Annotated in this window: 17 protein-coding genes; 9 read left to right on the forward strand and 8 right to left on the reverse strand. The window is 62.8% G+C overall.

From position 1 onward, the window contains the following. Positions 1 to 3: 3 nt before the first annotated feature. Positions 4 to 1572 (reverse strand): 2-polyprenylphenol 6-hydroxylase, encoded by a 1569-nt coding sequence (gene ubiB, locus HP556_RS28635; RefSeq protein WP_093757889.1) that lies wholly within the window; start codon positions 1570 to 1572, stop codon positions 4 to 6. Continuing rightward, positions 1569 to 2330, reverse strand: coding sequence for a bifunctional demethylmenaquinone methyltransferase/2-methoxy-6-polyprenyl-1,4-benzoquinol methylase UbiE (gene ubiE, locus HP556_RS28640; RefSeq protein WP_120288096.1), 762 nt, complete (start codon positions 2328 to 2330; stop codon positions 1569 to 1571). The genes ubiB and ubiE overlap by 4 nt, the downstream gene beginning before the upstream one ends. A gap of 94 nt (positions 2331 to 2424) precedes the next feature. On the opposite strand from ubiE, the gene mutM reads away from it, so the two are divergent. After that, positions 2425 to 3330, forward strand: coding sequence for a bifunctional DNA-formamidopyrimidine glycosylase/DNA-(apurinic or apyrimidinic site) lyase (gene mutM, locus HP556_RS28645; protein WP_175369418.1), 906 nt, complete (start codon positions 2425 to 2427; stop codon positions 3328 to 3330). Positions 3331 to 3379: 49 nt separating this feature from the next. On the opposite strand, the gene rutA is transcribed toward mutM, so the two are convergent. Continuing rightward, positions 3380 to 4480, reverse strand: coding sequence for a pyrimidine utilization protein A (gene rutA / locus HP556_RS28650; protein ID WP_175369419.1), 1101 nt, complete (start codon positions 4478 to 4480; stop codon positions 3380 to 3382). Positions 4481 to 4662: 182 nt separating this feature from the next. On the opposite strand from rutA, the gene HP556_RS28655 reads away from it, so the two are divergent. Together HP556_RS28655 and HP556_RS28660 are read left to right on the forward strand one after the other, a co-directional pair. Further along, on the forward strand, positions 4663 to 5460 hold the full coding sequence (locus tag HP556_RS28655) for a class I SAM-dependent methyltransferase (protein ID WP_175369420.1): 798 nt from the start codon (positions 4663 to 4665) through the stop codon (positions 5458 to 5460). Positions 5461 to 5625: 165 nt separating this feature from the next. Further along, positions 5626 to 6303, forward strand: coding sequence for a PilZ domain-containing protein (locus HP556_RS28660; protein WP_338117628.1), 678 nt, complete (start codon positions 5626 to 5628; stop codon positions 6301 to 6303). Between the two features lie 20 nt (positions 6304 to 6323). Here the strand turns inward: HP556_RS28660 and HP556_RS28665 are convergent, their stop codons facing one another. From HP556_RS28665 to HP556_RS28675, 3 genes are read right to left on the reverse strand one after another with little or no spacing between them, the layout of a single operon-like run. Then, positions 6324 to 6713, reverse strand: a complete 390-nt coding sequence (locus HP556_RS28665; RefSeq protein WP_120287747.1) for a type II toxin-antitoxin system VapC family toxin — start codon at positions 6711 to 6713, stop codon at positions 6324 to 6326. 14 nt (positions 6714 to 6727) lie between these two features. Next, the gene (locus HP556_RS28670) at positions 6728 to 6967 is read right to left on the reverse strand and encodes an antitoxin (RefSeq protein WP_175369421.1); all 240 of its coding nucleotides are present in this window, start codon (positions 6965 to 6967) and stop codon (positions 6728 to 6730) included. A gap of 60 nt (positions 6968 to 7027) precedes the next feature. Then, on the reverse strand, positions 7028 to 8389 hold the full coding sequence (locus tag HP556_RS28675) for a serine protease (RefSeq protein WP_175369422.1): 1362 nt from the start codon (positions 8387 to 8389) through the stop codon (positions 7028 to 7030). Between the two features lie 234 nt (positions 8390 to 8623). Between HP556_RS28675 and HP556_RS28680 the strand changes: the two genes are divergently transcribed. Next, a complete protein-coding gene (locus tag HP556_RS28680) occupies positions 8624 to 9424 on the forward strand; it encodes a HesA/MoeB/ThiF family protein (protein ID WP_175369423.1) in 801 nt (266 codons plus the stop codon). 56 nt (positions 9425 to 9480) lie between these two features. Here HP556_RS28680 and HP556_RS28685 read toward each other — a convergent pair whose 3' ends face one another. Next, positions 9481 to 10482 carry an aldo/keto reductase gene (locus tag HP556_RS28685; RefSeq protein ID WP_175369424.1) on the reverse strand — a complete coding sequence of 334 codons (1002 nt, stop codon included), beginning with the start codon at positions 10480 to 10482 and terminating at the stop codon, positions 9481 to 9483. Between the two features lie 118 nt (positions 10483 to 10600). Here HP556_RS28685 and HP556_RS28690 point away from each other — a divergent pair, with 118 nt between their 5' ends. Then, a complete protein-coding gene (locus HP556_RS28690) occupies positions 10601 to 11554 on the forward strand; it encodes a LysR family transcriptional regulator (protein ID WP_175369425.1) in 954 nt (317 codons plus the stop codon). Here HP556_RS28690 and HP556_RS28695 read toward each other — a convergent pair. Continuing rightward, entirely contained in the window at positions 11531 to 12634 is a 1104-nt protein-coding gene (locus tag HP556_RS28695) for a DUF2336 domain-containing protein (RefSeq protein ID WP_089266433.1), read from the reverse strand. The genes HP556_RS28690 and HP556_RS28695 overlap by 24 nt on opposite strands. Positions 12635 to 12994: 360 nt before the next feature. Between HP556_RS28695 and rimP the strand changes: the two genes are divergently transcribed. From rimP to infB, 4 genes are read left to right on the forward strand one after another with little or no spacing between them, the layout of a single operon-like run. Next, entirely contained in the window at positions 12995 to 13774 is a 780-nt protein-coding gene (gene rimP, locus HP556_RS28700) for a ribosome maturation factor RimP (RefSeq protein WP_175369426.1), read from the forward strand. Between the two features lie 3 nt (positions 13775 to 13777). Next, positions 13778 to 15382: a transcription termination factor NusA gene (nusA, locus tag HP556_RS28705; RefSeq protein ID WP_068734140.1), complete on the forward strand. Its 1605-nt coding sequence runs from the start codon at positions 13778 to 13780 to the stop codon at positions 15380 to 15382. A 16-nt stretch (positions 15383 to 15398) separates the two neighbouring features. Continuing rightward, positions 15399 to 16187 carry an RNA-binding protein gene (locus HP556_RS28710; RefSeq protein WP_175369427.1) on the forward strand — a complete coding sequence of 263 codons (789 nt, stop codon included), beginning with the start codon at positions 15399 to 15401 and terminating at the stop codon, positions 16185 to 16187. Between the two features lie 9 nt (positions 16188 to 16196). Beyond that, on the forward strand, positions 16197 to 18980 hold the full coding sequence (gene infB, locus HP556_RS28715) for a translation initiation factor IF-2 (protein WP_175369428.1): 2784 nt from the start codon (positions 16197 to 16199) through the stop codon (positions 18978 to 18980). Positions 18981 to 19124 lie beyond the last annotated feature (144 nt).

A 19124-nucleotide genomic window follows, 5' to 3' on the forward strand; every position in this document is an offset into this window, starting at 1 on the left:
GTCTTAGCGAATCGAGAGCAGCAGTCCCAGAAACGACAGAGCGATCACCCAGACGCCCACGGTGCGCCAGCGGAGCTGCTTGGCCCGTGCCCGCGCGATGGCGGCGATGGTTGCGTCGTCGAGCCTGACGCCGTCGCGGGTCATGGTCTCCAACTGTTCCAGCACCGTCAGCGCCCGTGTTGCCAGGGCCGGCAGACTGCCGGCGACCTTGCCGAGTTCGCCGGCGCCGGCGAGCGCGCCCTGAATCTTGCCCAATGGGCCGAGATTGCGCTCGATCCATTCGCGGACAACGGGATCGGCGACCTTCCAGATGTCGAGCTTGGGATCGAAGCTTCGTGCGACACCTTCGACCACGACCATGGTCTTCTGCAGCAGGATCAATTCCGGCCGCGTGCGCATATCAAAGAGGCCGGTGACCTCAAGCAGCAGCGTCAGCAGCTTGGCCATCGAGATTTCTTCGGCGGTGCGATTGTGAATCGGCTCGCCGATGGCACGGATTGCCTGCGCGAAATTTTCTACTGAATGGTGGCCGGGCACATAGCCGGCCTCGAAGTGGACTTCGGCGACGCGGCGATAGTTGCGGGTGATGAAGCCCAGCAGAATCTCCGCGAGGAAGCGGCGCTCCTTCAGACCGAGCCGGCCCATGATGCCGAAGTCGACGGCGACGAGGCGGCCGTCAGGATCGAGGAACAGATTGCCCGGATGCATGTCGGCATGGAAGAAGCCGTCACGCAGCGCATGGCGCAGGAAACTCTGGATCACCTTGCGGCCAAGGTCCGGCAGATCGACGTTGGATTCTTCCAGGCCCTTGTGATCGTTCAGCGCGATGCCGTCGATCCACTCCATCGTCAGCACATTGTGCGAGGTGCGATCCCAGTCCACTTCCGGCACGCGGAAATCCGAATCGTTGCGGGTGTTCTCCGCCATCTCGGAGAGTGCTGCGGCTTCGAGCCGAAGATCCATCTCCATCGCCACCGAGCGCGACATGGTGGTGATGATCTCGATCAGGCGAAGGCGCCGCGCTTCGGAAAAATGCTCCTCGGCCTTGTGGGCGACGTAAGCGAAATCGCCGAGGTCGCGGCGGAATTGCGCGGCGACATTCGGGCGCAGCACTTTCACGGCGTAGACCTTGCGGACACCATCCTTGTCGATCTCGGCGCGATGCACCTGCGCGATCGAGGCCGCGGCGACCGGCGGGCTGAAGCTCGCATAGAGCTGCGCCACAGGGCGTTCCAGCGAAGCGGCGACGACACCTTCGGCTTCGGTCAGGGAGAACGGCGGAAGCCGGTCCTGCAGGCTTTCGAGATCGCGCGCCATGGCGACGCCGACCACGTCGGGCCGCGTCGCGAGAAACTGGCCGAGCTTGAGATAGGCAGGTCCCAGCCGGGTCAGCGCGCGCGACAGCCGCGCGCCCGATTTCGCGCCGGGCCGCTCAATGAGCCGCGCCATGCGTAGCGCGAGCTGTCCCGGCGGCGGCACCAGCGAGGGATCGACGACGCCGAACACGCCTTCGCGCGCAAACACGAAGCCGGCGCGGGCCAGCCGCGCCATATGATTGAGTGCCGAGATCACAAACGCCAGCCCGAATGCAGCGCGACGATGCCGCCCGAGAGGAGTTCGTACTTCACGCGGGAGAAGCCGGCCTCGCGGATCATGTCGGCGAAAATTGGCGGCTTCGGAAACTTGCGGATCGATTCGACGAGATACTGATAGGATTCGGAATCGCCGGTGACGGCCTTGCCGAGCGGCGGGATGACCTTAAACGAAAACAGGTCATAGATCTTGTCGAGGCCGGGGACATCCACGGTCGAGAATTCGAGGCAGAGAAAACGGCTGCCCGGCTTCAGCACGCGATAGGCCTCAGCGAGCGCGCGGTCGATGCGCGGCACGTTGCGGATGCCGAAGGCGATCGTATAGGCGTCATAGCTCTTGTCGGCGAATGGCAACTCTTCTGCATTGCCCTCGACAAAGGAGACCTGATGTTCGAGATGGTGGGTAATGGCGCGCTCGCGGCCGACATCGAGCATGCCGGTGTTGATGTCGCAGACCGTCGCCGAGAAGCCGAGGCCCGACGCCTTGGCAGCGCGGAAGGAAATGTCGCCGGTGCCGCCGGCAACGTCCAGCAGGGCAAACGGCGCGTCCGAGCGTGGCGGGTTGAGCGCGTTGATCATCACGTCCTTCCAAACGCGATGCATGCCGCCGGACATCAGATCGTTCATCAGGTCGTAGCGCCGTGCCACGCTGTGGAACACATCGTTCACCAGCGTCTGCTTGTCGCCCACGGGGACGTCCCTGAAGCCGAAATGGGTGGTTTCGCCCGGCTGATCCATCGTTTTCATCTCAAAAGCCTCATCGCGGCGGACCATAGCGCGCCTGCGGCAATGGGGCTATCACGTCCCCATCTCAAGGTGAATGACGTGAATCATGCCTGAATTACCCGAAGTCGAGACTGTCCGCCGCGGCCTGCAGCCGGCCATGGAGGGGTCCAGGATCACCCGCCTGGAATTGCGCCGGAAGGACCTGCGGTTTCCGTTTCAGCCGGATTTTGCCGGCAGGTTGCAGGGGCGGGTCGTGACAAGCCTGGGCCGCCGCGCCAAATATCTGCTGGCGGATCTGGATTCCGGCGACGTGCTGCTGATGCATCTGGGCATGTCCGGTTCGTTCCGGGTGGTGTCCGATGCGCCCGCTGCTGTCGCAGGTGATGAAGAAAATGTGATGCCAGGTGCCTTCCATCATCCGCGCAGCGACGAGCGGGCACACGATCACGTCGTCTTCCATATGTCGTCGGGCCCGTCGGTGATCTACAACGATCCCCGCCGTTTCGGCTTCATGAAGATCTTTGCGCGCAGCGAGATCGAGAACGAGCCGTTCCTGAAGGACATCGGCCCCGAGCCGCTGGGCAATGCCTTCGATGCGGCGATGCTGGCCGGCGCCACCGCAGGCAAGAAGACCAGCCTCAAGGCCGCGCTGCTGGATCAGCGCGTCGTCGCCGGCCTTGGCAACATTTATGTCTGTGAGGCGCTGTTTCGCTCGCATCTGTCGCCGCGGCGACTGGCGGCGACACTCGCGACCAAGAAAGGCGAACCGACCGATCATTCCAAACGACTGGTCATCGCGATCCACGAGGTGCTGAACCAAGCCATCAAGGCCGGCGGCTCGTCGCTGCGCGACCACCGCCAGACCGATGGCGAGCTCGGTTACTTCCAGCACTCGTTTCAGGTCTATGACCGCGAAGGCGAGCCGTGCCAGACCGATGGGTGTTCGGGGATCGTGAAACGTTTCGTGCAGAACGGGCGGTCGACCTTCTGGTGTCCAAAGTGTCAGAGGTGACACCGAGTCGGGGTTGACCTTGTCGGCGACTCTTTTTTGATATCGACAGTCACATGTCTTTCAATGCCTCTGCCGCCGCCTCCGCAACTCCCTTACGCGATGTCATCAAGGGTTGAATGTGTTGTCCGAAGTCCTCAACGCCCTGGACGAAATCGTCGAAGGTGAGCAACACGCCCTCGGTGCCCGGCACGGTGGCGACGTCGTCGAGCATGCGGGCGACATTTGCGAAAGAGCCGACGAACGTTCCCATGTTGATATTCACGGCTGATGTCGGGTCGGCCATCTGGCGGATGTTGGTGTCCTTGCCTGACTTGGTGTCGACGGCACCCTGTACGCCCAGCCAGGCGACCGCTTCGTGATCCACGCCGGCTTTGTAGTGTTCCCACTTTGCGAACGCGGCTTCATCGGTCTCGGCCGCGATCACCATGAACAGCACATAGGTCGTCACGTGCCGGCCTGTGTCATGCGTGGCTTCGATCAGCCGTTCGGCGGCGGGCGCAAAATCGGTCGGGGTGTTGATGCCCTTGCCGAAGCAGAAATTGTAGTCGGCGTATTTTGCGGAGAAGGCCATTCCGGCGCCGCTTTGGCCGGCGCAAATGATCTTCATATCGGCTTGCGGTCGCGGGCTGACGCGGCAGTCCTCCATCCGGAAAAATTCACCTTTACGATCCGAGGCGCCGGTCTGCCAAAGCTCGCGAAGGATCTCGACATATTCCGACAGATATTCGTAACGGCGTGCGAAATATTCATCGCCCGGCCAAAGCCCCATCTGCGAATATTCGGGACGTTGCCAGCCCGTGATGAGATTGAGGCCGAAGCGGCCATGTGAAATCGAATCGATGGTCACAGCCATGCGCGCGGCAATCGCGGGAGGCATCACGAGCGTCGCCGCCGTGGCGAACAGTTTTATTCGCTTGGTCACTGCGGCCAACCCGGCCATCAAGGTGAAGGATTCCAGATTGTGATCCCAGAATTCGGTTTTCCCGCCGAAGCCACGCAATTTGATCATCGAGAGCACAAAATCGAGTCCGTAATGTTCGGCTTTTAGCGTCACCTCCTTGTTGAGGTCGAAAGTCGGCATGTATTGCGGGGCATTTTCAGAGAGCAACCAGCCATTGTTCCCGATTGGAATGAATACGCCGACCTTCATCTCGCTCTCCTTTGTAACAGGGTGACGCCTCGGGACGTCGCGAACTGTTCTGCTTGCGATAAACCAAGCAACAACTGTGCCGATGCGTGCGCATCACGCCGATCCCACCGTGAAGGCAACGTGGTTGCGCGCCCGGCATTTCCGGCCATGATCTGCCGCCAACACTGTATTGAGGACTCCCCATGACCGACGCATCGTCTCCCTCCATCCGCTTCAACGACGGCGCGTCCTATGAGCGGATGATGGGCGTCTGGAGCCGCAGCGCCGGCGAGGTCTTTCTGGACTGGGTGGCGCCAAAGCCGGGTCTTGCCTGGGTCGATGTCGGCTGCGGCAACGGCGCCTTCACGCAGCTGATCGCCGAGCGCCATGCGCCGTCGGTGATCGACGGCATCGATCCCTCGGAGCCGCAGCTTGCCTATGCGCGGACACGGCCGGGCGCCGCGATGGCGGCGTTTCATCTGGGCGACGCGATGGCGCTGCCGTTTTCCGACAAATCCTTCGATGTCGCCGTGATGGCGCTGGTGATCTTCTTTGTGCCGGAGCCGTCGAAGGGCGTTGCGGAGATGGTGCGTGTCGTGTCACCCGGCGGCACGGTGGCCGCCTATGCGTGGGATATGGATGGCGGCGGCTTTCCGCTGCAGCCGATCCTGGGTGAATTGCTGAAGATGGGCCAGATGCCGTCGCTTCCGCCGAGCGTGGACGCATCGCGCCTCGACGTGATGCAGTTGCTGTGGACCTCCGCCGGCCTGGTGGACGTCGAAACCCGCGTGATCGATGTCACCCGTGCCTTCACCGATTTCGACGACTTCTGGTCGGCCTCGTCTGCAGGGCCATCGGTGAAGGCAGCTCTGACGGCGATGACGCCGGAGGAGATTGTGCAGCTCAAATCGCGCGTCCGGACGGGACTTTCAGAGGATGCAACCGGCCGTATCACCTGCAGTGCCCGCGCCAATGCCATCAAGGGGCGGGTGCCCGGCTGAGGCAGAGAAGCCTCTGGGCTCCATAGCGCCAATCGCCGGGATTTTGCCGGTAATATTTCCTCAACTTGAAGGGGTATATAAGTAACGCAATAACCAAGGCGGGCGCAAATGCTGGCGTGGTTGGGTTTTCTATGGTGGTGGAAATGTACCGTAGAGGATGAACCTGTGTCCGTCGAAAAATTCCTCAAGCAGCGGGCTGTCAACGTCGTTGTCAGCGGGCAATATACGCTGTCGAACTGGCTGGATTCCGAAGGCAATCCGCGCAGCTTTGCCTGCCGGACCAGCCGCGTCTCGCCGTTCCGGATGATTGTCGATGTGCCGGTGGTCGGCCGTATCGGCGATCGCATCACGCCCTATTTCGGCGACTTCGGTCAGCTCGAAGGTCGCATCAGCGATACCATCTCCGGCAGCTTCCTGCTCGAACTCAATATGACGCCGCCGATGCGCCAGAAGCTCTCGGACAAGCTGACCTGGCTGGAGAAATTCCAGAAAGACCCCACGGTGCGCGAGGAGCGCAAGCAGGCCCGCCTCATTCCCGCGAGCCCGCATTCCATGCTGACGTTCGCCGACGGCAGTATGAAGAACTGCTTCGTCATCGACATGTCCGTGTCCGGCGCCGCGATCTCGGCCGACGTGCAGCCGGAGGTCGGCACGCCGCTCGCCGTCGGCGCCTGCGTCGGCCGCGTGGTGCGCCATCTCCAAGGCGGTTTCGCAGTGAAATTCGTCGAGCAGCAGAACCGTGAACAGCTCGAACGCCGGATCATCCGCGCGCCCGCAGCGCCGCCGCCGCGCGCGACGCCGTTCGCGGCGCAGATGGATTCGATGTATGAGGAAGTGGACTAGAGCATCGGACAGGCGGTTGCCTATGACAGCCAGTTCTCGACTTTCAGACCGCTCACCCGTTTGAATTCTTTCGCATTCGCAGTCACCAGCGTGGCATCGACGGCGCAAGCGTGAGCCGCGATCAGCAGGTCATTCGGGCCGATGGGGACGCCCTTCTTTTCAAGGTCGTGGCGAATGCGGGCGTATTCGGTGTCGGCCGGACTTTCCAGCGGCAGGATATCGAGCTCATTCAGCACCTGCTCTACGAGTTGCGTGAGCCGCGGTGAATTACGTTTGGCGCATCCGAACCGCAATTCGGCGGACGTAATGATGCTGACGCAAAATCCCTCGGCGCCGAGTTTACGAATTCTCTTGGCTACACGACCCGCTGGATTTCGGATCAGATCCGAGACGACGTTTGTATCAAGCATGTAGCGTGGTGTGCTCACAGCTTGATGTCCCGTAGCGGGCGCAGGCCTGCATCGACGTCCGGAAATTCTTCTGTGAAGGGCTCCATCGTATCAAGCAATGCCAGCAGGCCGCGCTTGCGTACGGGTTCGATCACCAGCCTGTCGCCGTCGCGGTGCATGACAGCTTCGTCGCCCGGTAACTCGAATTCAACGGGAATGCGGACCGCCTGATTGCGACCGTTACGAAACAGCCTGACGTGACGGGAGTCGGTCATCGGCACCTCCGTGGCATATGCTTGAGCATAGGCCAAAAGAGAGCTAATTTCCAGCGAAAACTACTTCCGCACGCAGATCACACGCACCATCGCAGCCTTCGCATCGGCCGAGCTGCCGTTCGCGTTCACGCCATTCGCTTTCACGAAATTCAGCACGAGTTCCGCGGGCACCAGTGCCGTCTGCGGCGGCGCATTCGGTGGGCCCGCAACGAGTAGCGGCTTCAACTGCGCGAGGCCCGCGAATTTGCCGTCGCTGTCGATGGCGGCTGCGCCGGAAAAGCCCAGGCCCGGCGCGGGCGACAGCGCCAGTTCGCTTCCGGTGCCGATCGGTGTGGTGGTTGCCTTCACGCTGGTGACTGCTGCGCCGCCGCCCTGGTTCTGCGGATCGGCAATCCCTACGAGATCGAGATTGGGCTTCGCTGCGCCTGCGCCAAGCGACAGCGGCCTCAGCTCGCGCGCGCCATAGATGCGCAGCAGTGCGAGATCGCGCACCTTGTCCTCGGCCAGTTTGTCGGCATTGCCATAACCGGCCACGACGATGGACATGCAGCCATCCACGGCCTGGCGATCGGTGACGATGGCGCCGTCGTCGCTCACCACGATGCCGCTGGCATATTCGACCTTCTTGCGCGGCGGCGGACCCATCGCCTGTGCGCCGGCGGGGAATGCGTTGAAGGCCGATGACATCGCGATCACCACCGGCTCCATCGTGCCTTCGGTGGCCTGATCGTAGAAGATCGAGAGGATGCGGACCTCCGAGTCCTTGAACTGGCCGCGGATGTAGAACTTCTTCTGGTTCTGCAGGCCGGACAGCACGAAGAAATCCGGCTTCACGACCTGATAGTCGATCTTGCGACCGGGCTCCTTGCGCTCGGCCTCGGCGAGTTTCGCGGTGGAGGGCGCGTCCTCCTTGCGGCGCGCCAGCGTGATCTGGATCGTGCCGGTGGAGGACGACCATTTGCTGCCGTTCGCGTCGGAGGCCTGCTGCGGCACCAGCTTGCCGGGAATGCCAAGCCGTGCGCCGGTCACCATGTCGGTGACCATTTTCCAGCCGACATTGTCCTGAAGTTTCTTCGCTGCGGCGCGCAGCAGATCGCGCTCCTGCGGGTTCAGGACGCCGGTTTGCTTGGCGCCGTTGTCCTTCTGGAACGTCTTGATCGCATTGACCATGCGATCCGAGACCTCGCCGGTAATGGCGCCGTTATACTGTCCGGTCCACGCCAGATCCGATTGAATGCCGAGCCGCTCGGCCTGCGCCATGGCATTGGCGGTGTCGGCAGGGGTCTGCAGCGCCGGGCGGATCGGTGTGGTGGTGACCGGCTTCGGCTTGATGCCTTGCACCGCGGGAGGCGTCGCCTGCACCTGTGCGTGAGCCGCAGAGGCTGCCACGATCATCAATGTTGCTGAAAGCATCGATCTCATGACATGTCCGGTCTTGAAGCTGGTGATTGATTTCGGTGGAATTAAGCACATCTCGTGGGTCGGTGACAGCGCGGGAAGGGTTCACGACAATGCGGGACCTGATCCGTGGCCTCATCCTGAGGAGGCGCTTCTTCAGCGCCGTCTCGAAGGATGAGCTGTTCATCTCATGGTTCGAGACGCGCGCAAGAAGCGCGCTCCTCACCATGAGGGTCGGAGTTTGGAGCGACTATTGCGATGCTGAATGCCGATGAACTCGAGCGCTATGCGCGTCACATTGTGCTCCGCGAGGTCGGCGGTCCCGGCCAGACCGCGCTGCAGGGCGCGAAAGTGCTTGTGATCGGCGCCGGCGGGCTGGGTGCACCAGCATTGATGTATCTGGCGGCCGCGGGCATCGGCACGCTCGGTGTGGTCGACGACGACACGGTGTCGCTGTCAAACCTGCAGCGGCAGGTCATTCACGCAACGCCGGATATCGGCGCGTTGAAGACCGACAGCGCCGCGGCAAAGATCCATGCGCTCAATCCGCATGTCAGATTTATCGGCCATGCCGTCAGGCTTAATGCAGCGAATGCGATGGCGCTGTTGTCGGGCTACGACATCGTGCTCGATGGTTCCGACAATTTCACCACGCGCTATCTGCTGTCGGATGCTTGCTATCTTGCAAAGAAGCCGTTGATCTCCGCGGCTCTCGGCACTTTCGATGCCTCGCTGACCACGATCCGTGCCCATGAGGCCAATGCATCGGGCGCATTGAACCCGACCTATCGCTGCCTGTTTCCCGAAGCGCCGCCGCCGGGCACGGTTCCCAGTTGCCAGGAAGCCGGCGTCATGGGCGCGCTGGCCGGTATGGTTGGCTCGATGATGGCGCTGGAAACCATCCGCGAGATCGTGGGCTTTGGCGAAGGGCTGGTCGGGCGTCTGCTGATGATCGACGCCCGCAACATGCGCTTCGAGACGCTGCGTTACGGGCGCGATCCGGCGAATCCGCTGAACGGGGATGCGCCGAGCATCAGGGATTTGAGCGCATATTTGTGAGGCGCTTTCTTAATCCCTCCCCGCAAGGGGGAGGGATGCCATTGGCCTGTGTCGTCTCACGCCCGTTTCTTCTCACTGTCCATATGCGCGAGATGCTCGTCCGGATAACGGCCGCCGGCTGCCGCATCGGCCGGGATCGCCTCCGCCAGCGCCCTGAGATGCGCGGGCTTGAGTTTCACATCCAGCGATCCCAGCGCTTCAGTGAGCCGATCCCGTCGGCGGGCACCGACCACGGGCAGGATATCCTGGCCCTGTGCGGCGACCCAGGCGATGGCGACCTGTGCGACCGAAGCGCCGATGTCGTCGGCGACAGCGCGGATTTTTTCAACCAGAGCCAGATTCTGATCGATATTCGCGGCGCTGAAGCGTGGGCTGTGGCTGCGATAGTCCTTCGCGTTCATGCCGTTCTTGGTGAAGTGGCCGCCGATCAGGCCGCGCGACAGCACACCGTAAGCCGTGATGCCGATGCCGAGCTCGCGGCAGGTCGGCAGGATGTCATCCTCGATACCGCGCGAGATCAGCGAATATTCGATCTGCAGGTCGGTGATCGGATGCACCTTGTGGGCACGGCGGATGGTCTCGGAGCCGACTTCGGACAGGCCGATATGTTTGACATAGCCGGCCTTGATCAGGTCGGCGATGGCGCCGACGGTGTCCTCGATGGGTACATTGGGGTCGAGCCGCGCGGGGCGGTAGATGTCGATGACCTCGACGCCGAGCCGCACCAGCGAATAGGCCACGAAATTCTTGATCGCTATCGGGCGGTTGTCGAAGCCCATGAAGGCACCGGCGGGATCGCGCATACCGCCGAATTTGACCGAAAGCTGCAGGCTGTCGCGGCTGCGGCCGCGCAGGGCTTCGGCGATCAGGAGTTCGTTGTGGCCCATGGCGTAGAAGTCGCCGGTGTCGATCAGGGTGACGCCGGCCTCCAGCGCGGCGTGGATGGTGGCAATGCTTTCGCCTCGGTCGGCCGGGCCGTAGACATCCGACATGCCCATGCAGCCGAGGCCGAGCGCGCCCACTGTGGGGCCAGTCTTTCCGAGTTGAAGGTGGTTCACTGTGGTTCTCCCAGAAGGCGGCCGGACCGATCCTTTGCCGCTGCCGCCCCGATATGAGCCCGCTCCATTGATCCGATAAGCTGGACAATCCCGAAAGGCTTGTTCACTCTGTCGAACAATGAGCGATCTCGATCTGCGCGATCTGGCGGCCTTTCTGGCCGTGGCCAGGACCCGGAATTTCCGGCGGGCTGCGGTAGAGACCCATGTCTCGGTGTCCAGCCTGAGCCAGCGGCTGCGCGATATGGAAGAGCGGCTTGGCGTTCGTTTGCTGCATCGCACAACGCGCAGTGTTGCGCTTACCGAAGCCGGAGAATTGCTGCAGCGCAAAATCGTTCCGGCTATGGGCGATGTCTATGCTGCGCTGCAGCAAGTCCGCGATTTCGGTGATGTGCCGTCTGGCCGCCTCAGGATCAACGGTCCGGCACCAGCCATCGATATCGTCGTGGCGCCGATGGTTACGCCATTTTTGCAGCAATATCCGCAGGTTGAGCTTGAGATCGTTGCCGAGACGTCACTGATCGACATCGTCGCCAAGGGCTTCGACGCCGGCATTCGCTATGGCGAGGATCTGGCGCAGGACATGATCGCGGTGTCGCTGGGGCCGCCGCAACGCTTCGTGATGGTGGCTTCTTCGCAATATATTGCGCAGCATGGGCAGCCTATTGCACCGCAGCAATTGCTGCAGCATTGCTGCATCAGAACGCGTTTCGACAACGGTTCTATCCCGGAATGGGAGTTCGAAAAGGACGGCCAGGTGGTCCGGATACCGCCCCGGGGGCCGCTGCTGGCGAGTTATTCCCGGCTCGGGCTGGAAGCGGCACGGGACGGGCTCGGCTTTTACGCGGTGTTTGAGGGCTATGTGCGGGACGACCTCGCGACCGGGAGGCTGGTCAGCGTGCTGGAGGACTGGCTGCCGCCATTCCCGGGGCCGTTCCTGTATTATCCAAGCCGTCGGCAGCCACCGCCGGCTTTGGCGGCGTTCGTGAGTTTTGTGGCGGAGTGGCGCAAACGGGAGCGGCGGGCTGCGGCCCCGGAGAACCCCAGTGGATCAGAGCGGCAGGGGAATCGCTGAGGCGGTCTCGCGGGTCTGCCAGAAGGTCAGCACACGCTGTGCCGTGGCGGGCACCAGGCGCTCGAAATTCTGCCGGGCTTCCTCGACATCGGCGGCGGCAGGCGAACGGCCGGGGCCGAGACGCAGCGTCATCAAGGCGCGGACGGTGGCCCAGGAAATCCCGATCGATTTGCCGAGTATCAGCATCGGATCGTCGCGGTCGCCCTTGAGGAGCTGGTCGATGGTCCCGATCCGCACGCCCGACAGAGCGGCGAGGGCGGCGGCGGTTTCCTCATATTGATGGGCGCGGGCAAAGCGCAACAAAGCGCCTTCGTCCAGCTCGTCGGCCTGGTGGAGCTTGCGAATGGCACGCTGCGCGGTGGCGAAGTCGCGGGTGACGGCCAGATGCGTCGGCGTACCGGTGATGTCTTGCATCGCGCGGTTGATCGCGTTGCGCAGTTGGGGGGCGGCGGCGTCGAACAGCCGACGGCGAACCACCTCGACCGACTGCGCCAACAGGTGTTTGAGTTGTTCCGGCGCGAGATCGTCGCGCTGCCCGACCGTGACGGCGAGGGCGCCATCGTCGCTGGCGCGGCGAATGAGGCCGGTATAGCCAAGCTGCGAGAAAGCCGCACCGGCGTTGCCGGCCACGCGGCGGATCACGTCGCGGTCGCCGCGGCGGACGATCACGTCGGTAATGCGCGGAGTCAGTGTCGAGCGATCGGAGATCGCCAGCAGATGCGACTGGCCCTGGGCCTTGGCGATGTCGACCAGTGTCGGTTCGTCGATCAAAGGTGAGCGGCGCAACAGCGGCCCGGCGATCAGGATCTCGTCATCGCGGACGAGCAAGGCCACCAGTTGCGGCGGTGCGTTGACGAGATCAGACAGCCGTTCGGCCAGCTCGGTGCGTGCTTCGACCTCGGTTTGTGGAACCAGACTCGTCAGAACGCCGTCGAACAGATCGACATGGGCCGGCTGAAAACGGGATGCGCCCCTTAGGAAAAGCTCGGAAATCTTACGCACCGCCTCGCCGCGCCGCTTGGGATCGCCATCTCTGACGATGTTCTCCAGCCCGGGAATGAGCGATTTCGCCTCAGCCATCAAAAAATACTCAACACCACCATACGGAAAGGCTGGGGCACCCTAGATGGGGTTGATGAAGGAACGGTTAGTCCGCAGGATTGGGCTACCGCGGGTTGCAGAAATATTGCGGGGCAGCCACTGCGGCCTTGCCGGGGCGCCGGAAAAGGGCTATATCGCCCACAACTTATTAGGTTCTCATACGATCGCGTTTGAGAGTGGGCCCCTCGGGACCCGCTCTTTTTTATTACCTGAACGGACCTTGGCCATAATCCGGCGGGGCTCGCAGGGTCCAAAAGGGCCGAAAGCCCGACGCGATACACTTCTGCAGGCTGCACGCGCATTCAGACATCCTCCAACCGGAATACTTCGATCCTGGACATGACCGACCAAAACCCAGAAACCGTTGATACCGAGCTGCTTTCCGAGCCGCGCCTGGTGATCGAGCCGGGTGCTGCGGCGCGGGTATCGGCAGTCGCCACGCCCGTGCTCGAAAACCTCGGTTACCGGCTGGTGCGGATCAAAATTTCCGGCGAGCTCGGCTGTACCGTGCAGATCATGGCGGAGCGGCCGGATGGCACCATGCTGGTCGAGGACTGCGAGGCGATCTCACACGCGCTGTCGCCGGTGATGGACGTCGCCGATCCGATCCAGCGCGCCTATCGCCTCGAAATTTCCTCGCCCGGCATCGATCGTCCGCTGGTCCGACGCTCCGATTTCGAGCGCTATCATGGCTATCTGGTTAAGATCGAGATGGCCGTCGCCGTCGGTGGCCGCAAACGCTTCCGTGGCCTGCTCGGCGCCATCGAAGACGATGTCGTCCTGATCGATCGGGAAGGCGCCCGCGACGGCGAGGACCCCATCACGCGGTTGCCGCTGGAAGATATCTCCAATGCCAGTCTGGTGCTGACCGACGAGCTGATCGCCGAGTCCATGCGCCGCGGCAAGCACGCCGAGCTTGATCTCAAGCGAGAGCTCGGTCTCGCGCCGCCGCCGGCACCGCATGCCAAGCGCAGCGATCCCAAAAAGAGCTTTGCGCCGAAGCCAAAACTCAAGGTCGCGAAAGCTACCAAGAAGCCTTTGCCGAAGAATACCAAAGAACATCGTCTGGCCGCCGATCGTGCGCGCCGAGGCGAAATCGATCCCATCGAAGGAGAATGAGCTATGGCCGCTGTCAGCGCCAATAAACTCGAACTGCTGCAGATCGCCGACGCCGTCGCGCGCGAAAAATCGATCGACCGCAACATCGTCATCCAGGCGATGGAAGAGGCGATCGCGAAAGCGGCCCGCGCGCGTTACGGTTCCGAGACCGATGTGCATGCCGAGATTCATCCCAAGACCGGCCAGCTCTCTCTGACCCGCCACATGCTGGTGGTAGAGGACGTCGAGAATTCGTCTTTCCAGACCTCGCTGTTTGACGCGCAGCGCGCCAATCCGGGTGCGCAGATCGGCGATACCATCGCCGACACGCTGCCGCCGCTGGAATACGGCCGTATCGCCGCGCAGTCCGCCAAGCAGGTCATCGTGCAGAAGGTGCGCGAAGCCGAGCGTGACCGGCAGTACCAGGAATTCAAGGATCGCATCGGCGAGATCGTCAACGGCATCGTCAAGCGCGTCGAATACGGTTCAGTGATCGTCGATCTTGGCCGCAGCGAAGCCATCGTGCGCCGCGACGAGATGCTGCCGCGCGAAGTGTTCCGCAACGGCGACCGCGTTCGCGCCTATGTGTTCGACGTGCGCCGCGAGACCCGTGGTCCGCAGATCTTCCTGTCGCGCACCCATCCGCAGTTCATGGCCAAGTTGTTCGCGCAGGAAGTGCCTGAAATCTATGACGGTATCGTCGAGATCAAGGCTGTGGCCCGCGATCCCGGTTCGCGTGCGAAAATTGGCGTGATCTCGCGCGACTCGTCGGTGGATCCGGTCGGCGCCTGCGTCGGTATGCGTGGTTCCCGCGTGCAGGCCGTGGTCAACGAGCTGCAGGGCGAGAAGATCGACATCATTCCGTGGTCGCCGGATATCGCTACTTTCGTGGTGAACGCGCTGGCGCCGGCAGAAGTCTCGAAAGTCGTGATCGATGAAGATCGTGAGCGCATCGAGGTTGTCGTTCCCGACACGAATAACCAGCTATCCCTTGCGATCGGTCGTCGCGGCCAGAATGTGCGCCTGGCTTCGCAGCTGACCGGCTGGGATATCGACATCCTGACCGAGCAGGAAGAATCCGAACGTCGCCAGGCCGATTTCGAAAATTCCACGCGCGTCTTCATGGAAGCGCTGAACGTCGACGAAGTCGTCGGTCAGCTGCTCGCGTCGGAAGGTTTCACCTCGGTGGAAGAACTTTCGATGGTCGATGCCAAGGAACTGTCGGGCATCGAGGGCTTCGACGACGAAACAGCGGCCGAATTGCAGAGCCGTGCACGTGAATACCTCGAGCAGCTCGAAGCTGAACTCGAAGGCAAACGTAAGGAACTGGGTGTGGAAGACGCTTTGAAGGACGTTCCGGGCGTGACCCTCAAGATGATGGTCAAGTTCGGCGAAAACGACATCAAGACCGTCGAGGATCTTGCCGGCTGCGCCACTGACGATCTGGTGGGCTGGACCGAACGCAAGGAAGGCTCCGAGCCGACCAAGCACCCGGGCATTCTCGATGCCAGCGAAATTTCGCGTGAAGACGCCGAGCATCTGATTATGCAGGCCCGCGTCGTGGCCGGCTGGATCACCCAGGCCGATCTCGACAAGGGTGCGCCGCTCGACGCCACCGAAGAAGCGTAAGGACAATGCCACGCGCATGCTCGCCATTGCTGACCAAGCAGATCTGGACAACGGCCCCCGGAGCACCAAGCCCGGGACGATGCGGATGTGCGTGGTTACGCGGAGCGTGCGCCCGATCGATGATCTGATCCGGTTCGTCGTCGCGCCCACGGGCGAGGCGATCCCGGATCTGAAGCGCAAGCTTCCTGGCCGCGGCCTCTGGGTCACGGCCTCCCGCAAGGCGGTGACCGAGGCGGCGAAGCGCAATCTTTTTGCCAAGGGCTTCAAGAAAGCGGTCAAGGCGTCGCCGACCCTGGCCGACGACACCGACAAGCTCATGGTGCGCGGCGTCATCGAGGCGCTGGCCATAACTGCCAAGGCCGGTCAGGTGGTTTCCGGCTTCACCAAGGTCGAAGACGCCCTGCGCCGCGGAACGGTCGGTGTTCTTCTCCACGCCTCCAATGGCGCCCCCGACGGAATCCGCAAACTGGACAGCGTTGCCCGGCAACGCGTGGAATTTGACGCGGAATCCGGCGACGACGCGCCGAAACTGCCGATCATTACGGTTTTAAGCTCCGATGAATTGGATTTGGCATTGGGGCGGTCAAATGTGATACATGCTGCCGTGCTTACGGGCCCGGCGGGCAAAACGTTCCTGTCGCGCAGCCAGACTCTGGTCCAATACCGGCTGGCTGACGACGACATCAACGCAAGCGCCAAAGCTTCGCTGACAACTGCTGCGCCGGAGACGGAGCCGCTGACGCCAACGATCTCGCTGATCGAAACTTCGACGACTGTGCGACCGCGCACAACGCAACAAGATTAGGACTGCTGAATGGTTGATACGAAAACGCCTGGTGACAAGACTCTGAGCGTTCCCAGCAAGACCTTGACGCTCAAGCCGCGCGTCGAGCAGGGCACTGTGCGCCAGAGCTTCAGCCATGGCCGCACCAAGCAGGTGGTGGTCGAGAAGCGCGGCAAGCGCCGTATGCCCGGCGATGCGCCCGCGACTGCGCCTGTCGCCGCGCCAGCAACTGCTGCTCCCGCACCTGTCGAGACTGCTGCACCAGCTCCCGTTGCTGCTGCGCCGGCTGCTCCCGCTGCAACTGCTGCGCCCGCGGCGCCGGTTGCGCGCGCTGCTGCGCCTGCACCGGCCGCACCGGCTTCCCGCACCGCTGCCCCTTCTCCCGCAGGACGCAGCTCCGCTCCGCCTCCCGCAGCGCAGCCGTCGCGCGCGCCGCAGCGCCCGCAGCCTCCGGCCCGTTCAGGTTCGGGCGTCGTGCTCCGCACCCTGACCGAAGAAGAGCGCAATGCCCGCGCCAGCGCGCTGGCCGATGCCCGCGTGCGCGAGCAGGAAGAGCGGCGCCTCGCCGAGATTGAGGCTGCCCGCCGCAACACCAAGGAATTCAAGGAACAGGAAGAGCGTGAAGCTGCCGAAGCCCGTCGTAAGGCCGAGGAAGAGCGTCACCGCCAGGAAGAAGAAACCAAGCGCCGCGCCGAAGTCGAGGCCAAGCGCCGTCAGGCTGAAGCCGATGCGAAGGCCGCCAAGCCGGCCACGACGACGGCCCGTCCTGGCGCCACCTCAACTACGCCAGCGCGTGCGCCCGGCGTTGCTGCCGACGGCACCGACGAGGATGAAGGTCCACGCGTCATTCGCCGTGGTCCCGGCGGCGCCGCGCGCCCCGTGATCGCGCCGAAGCCCACTGCCAAGCCCGGTCCGCAGAAGGAGCGCGGCCGTCTCACCGTCGTTACCGCGCTGTCGGCTGGCGACGTGCGCGAGCGTTCGATCGCCTCGTTCCGTCGCCGCACCCAGCGTCTGAAGGGTCATCAGTCGAACGAGCCGAAGGAAAAGCTGGTTCGTGAAGTCACGATCCCGGAAGCGATCACGATTCAGGAACTCGCCAACCGTATGGCCGAGCGCGCCGTGGACGTTATCCGTCTGCTCATGAAGCAGGGCGCGATCCACAAGATCAACGACGTCATCGACGCCGACACCGCGCAGCTGGTGGCCGAGGAAATGGGCCACACCGTCAAGCGCGTTGCCGAATCGGACGTTGAAGAAGGTCTGTTCGACAAGGTCGACGATTCCACCGATACCGAGCCGCGTTCGCCGGTCGTGACCGTCATGGGTCACGTCGACCATGGCAAGACCTCGCTGCTCGATGCGTTGCGTCATGCCAATGTGGTGTCCGGCGAAGCCGGCGGCATCACGCAGCATATCGGCGCTTATCAGGTCACGTCGCCCGAGAGCGGCAAGAAGATCACCTTCATCGATACGCCAGGCCACGCTGCGTTCACCGCGATGCGTGCCCGCGGCGCCAAGGTCACGGATATCGTCATCCTGGTGGTCGCGGCCGATGACGGCGTCATGCCGCAGACCATCGAAGCCATCAACCACGCCAAGGCAGCCGGCGTGCCGATGATCGTGGCGATCAACAAGATCGACAAGCCCGACGCCAAGGCGGAGCGCGTGCGCACCGAACTGCTGCAGCATGACGTGCAGGTCGAATCCTTCGGCGGCGACGTGGTCGACGTCGAAGTGTCGGCGAAGAACAAGACCAACCTCGACAAGCTCTTGGAAATGATCGCGCTGCAGGCCGATATTCTCGACCTGAAGACCAATTCGGAGCGTCCGGCGGAAGGTACCGTGATCGAAGCCAAGCTCGATCGTGGTCGTGGTCCGGTGGCGACCGTGCTGGTTCAGCGCGGCACCCTGAAGGTTGGCGACATTATCGTGGCCGGTGCCGAAATGGGCCGTGTCCGCGCGCTGATCTCCGATCAGGGCGAGACGTTAACCGCGGCAGGTCCGTCGGTGCCGGTCGAAGTGCTCGGTTTCAACGGTCCGCCGGAAGCTGGCGATCGCATGGCCGTGGTCGAGAACGAAGCCCGCGCCCGTGAAATCACCGGCTACCGTGCGCATCAGAAGCGCGAGAAGTCCGCGGCCTCCACCAACGGCATGCGCGGCTCGCTCGAGCAGATGATGAGCCAGCTGAAGACCTCGGGTCGCAAGGACTTCCCGCTGATCATCAAGGCCGACGTGCAGGGTTCGCTCGAAGCCATTCTCGGCTCGCTCGAGAAGCTCGGCACCGACGAAGTCGCTGCGCGCATCCTGCATGCGGGCGTCGGCGGCATTTCGGAATCGGACGTCACGCTGGCGGAAGGCTTCAACGCCGCCATCATCGGCTTCTCGGTTCGTGCCAACAAGGAAGCCGCCGCTGCTGCCAAGCGCAACGGCATCGAAATCCGCTACTACAACATCATCTACGATCTCGTGGATGACGTGAAGAAAGCCATGTCCGGTCTGCTCGCGCCCACACTGCGCGAAACCATGCTGGGCAATGCGCAGATCCTCGAAGTGTTCAACATCTCGAAGGTCGGCAAGGTTGCGGGTTGCCGCGTCACCGACGGAACCGTGGAACGCGGCGCGAATGTGCGCCTGATCCGCGACAACGTCGTGGTGCACGAAGGCAAGCTGTCGACACTGAAGCGCTTCAAGGACGAAGTGAAGGAAGTGGCGTCAGGCCAGGAATGCGGCATGGCGTTCGAGAACTACGGCGACATGCGCGCCGGCGATGTGATCGAGTGTTACCGCGTAGAGACCATCCAGCGCTCCCTGTAAGTCCAAATCTTACAGAGAGACCGGATTTAAACGAGACGTCATGCCCGGCCTGCGCGAAGCTAGCTTCGCTAGATGGCCGGGCATCCACGTCTTTGAATTTCAAAAGAGCAGTCGTGGATGGCCGGGACAAACCCGGCCATGACG

The organism is Tardiphaga robiniae (genome assembly GCF_013359755.1).
GTDB lineage: Bacteria > Pseudomonadota > Alphaproteobacteria > Rhizobiales > Xanthobacteraceae > Tardiphaga > Tardiphaga robiniae.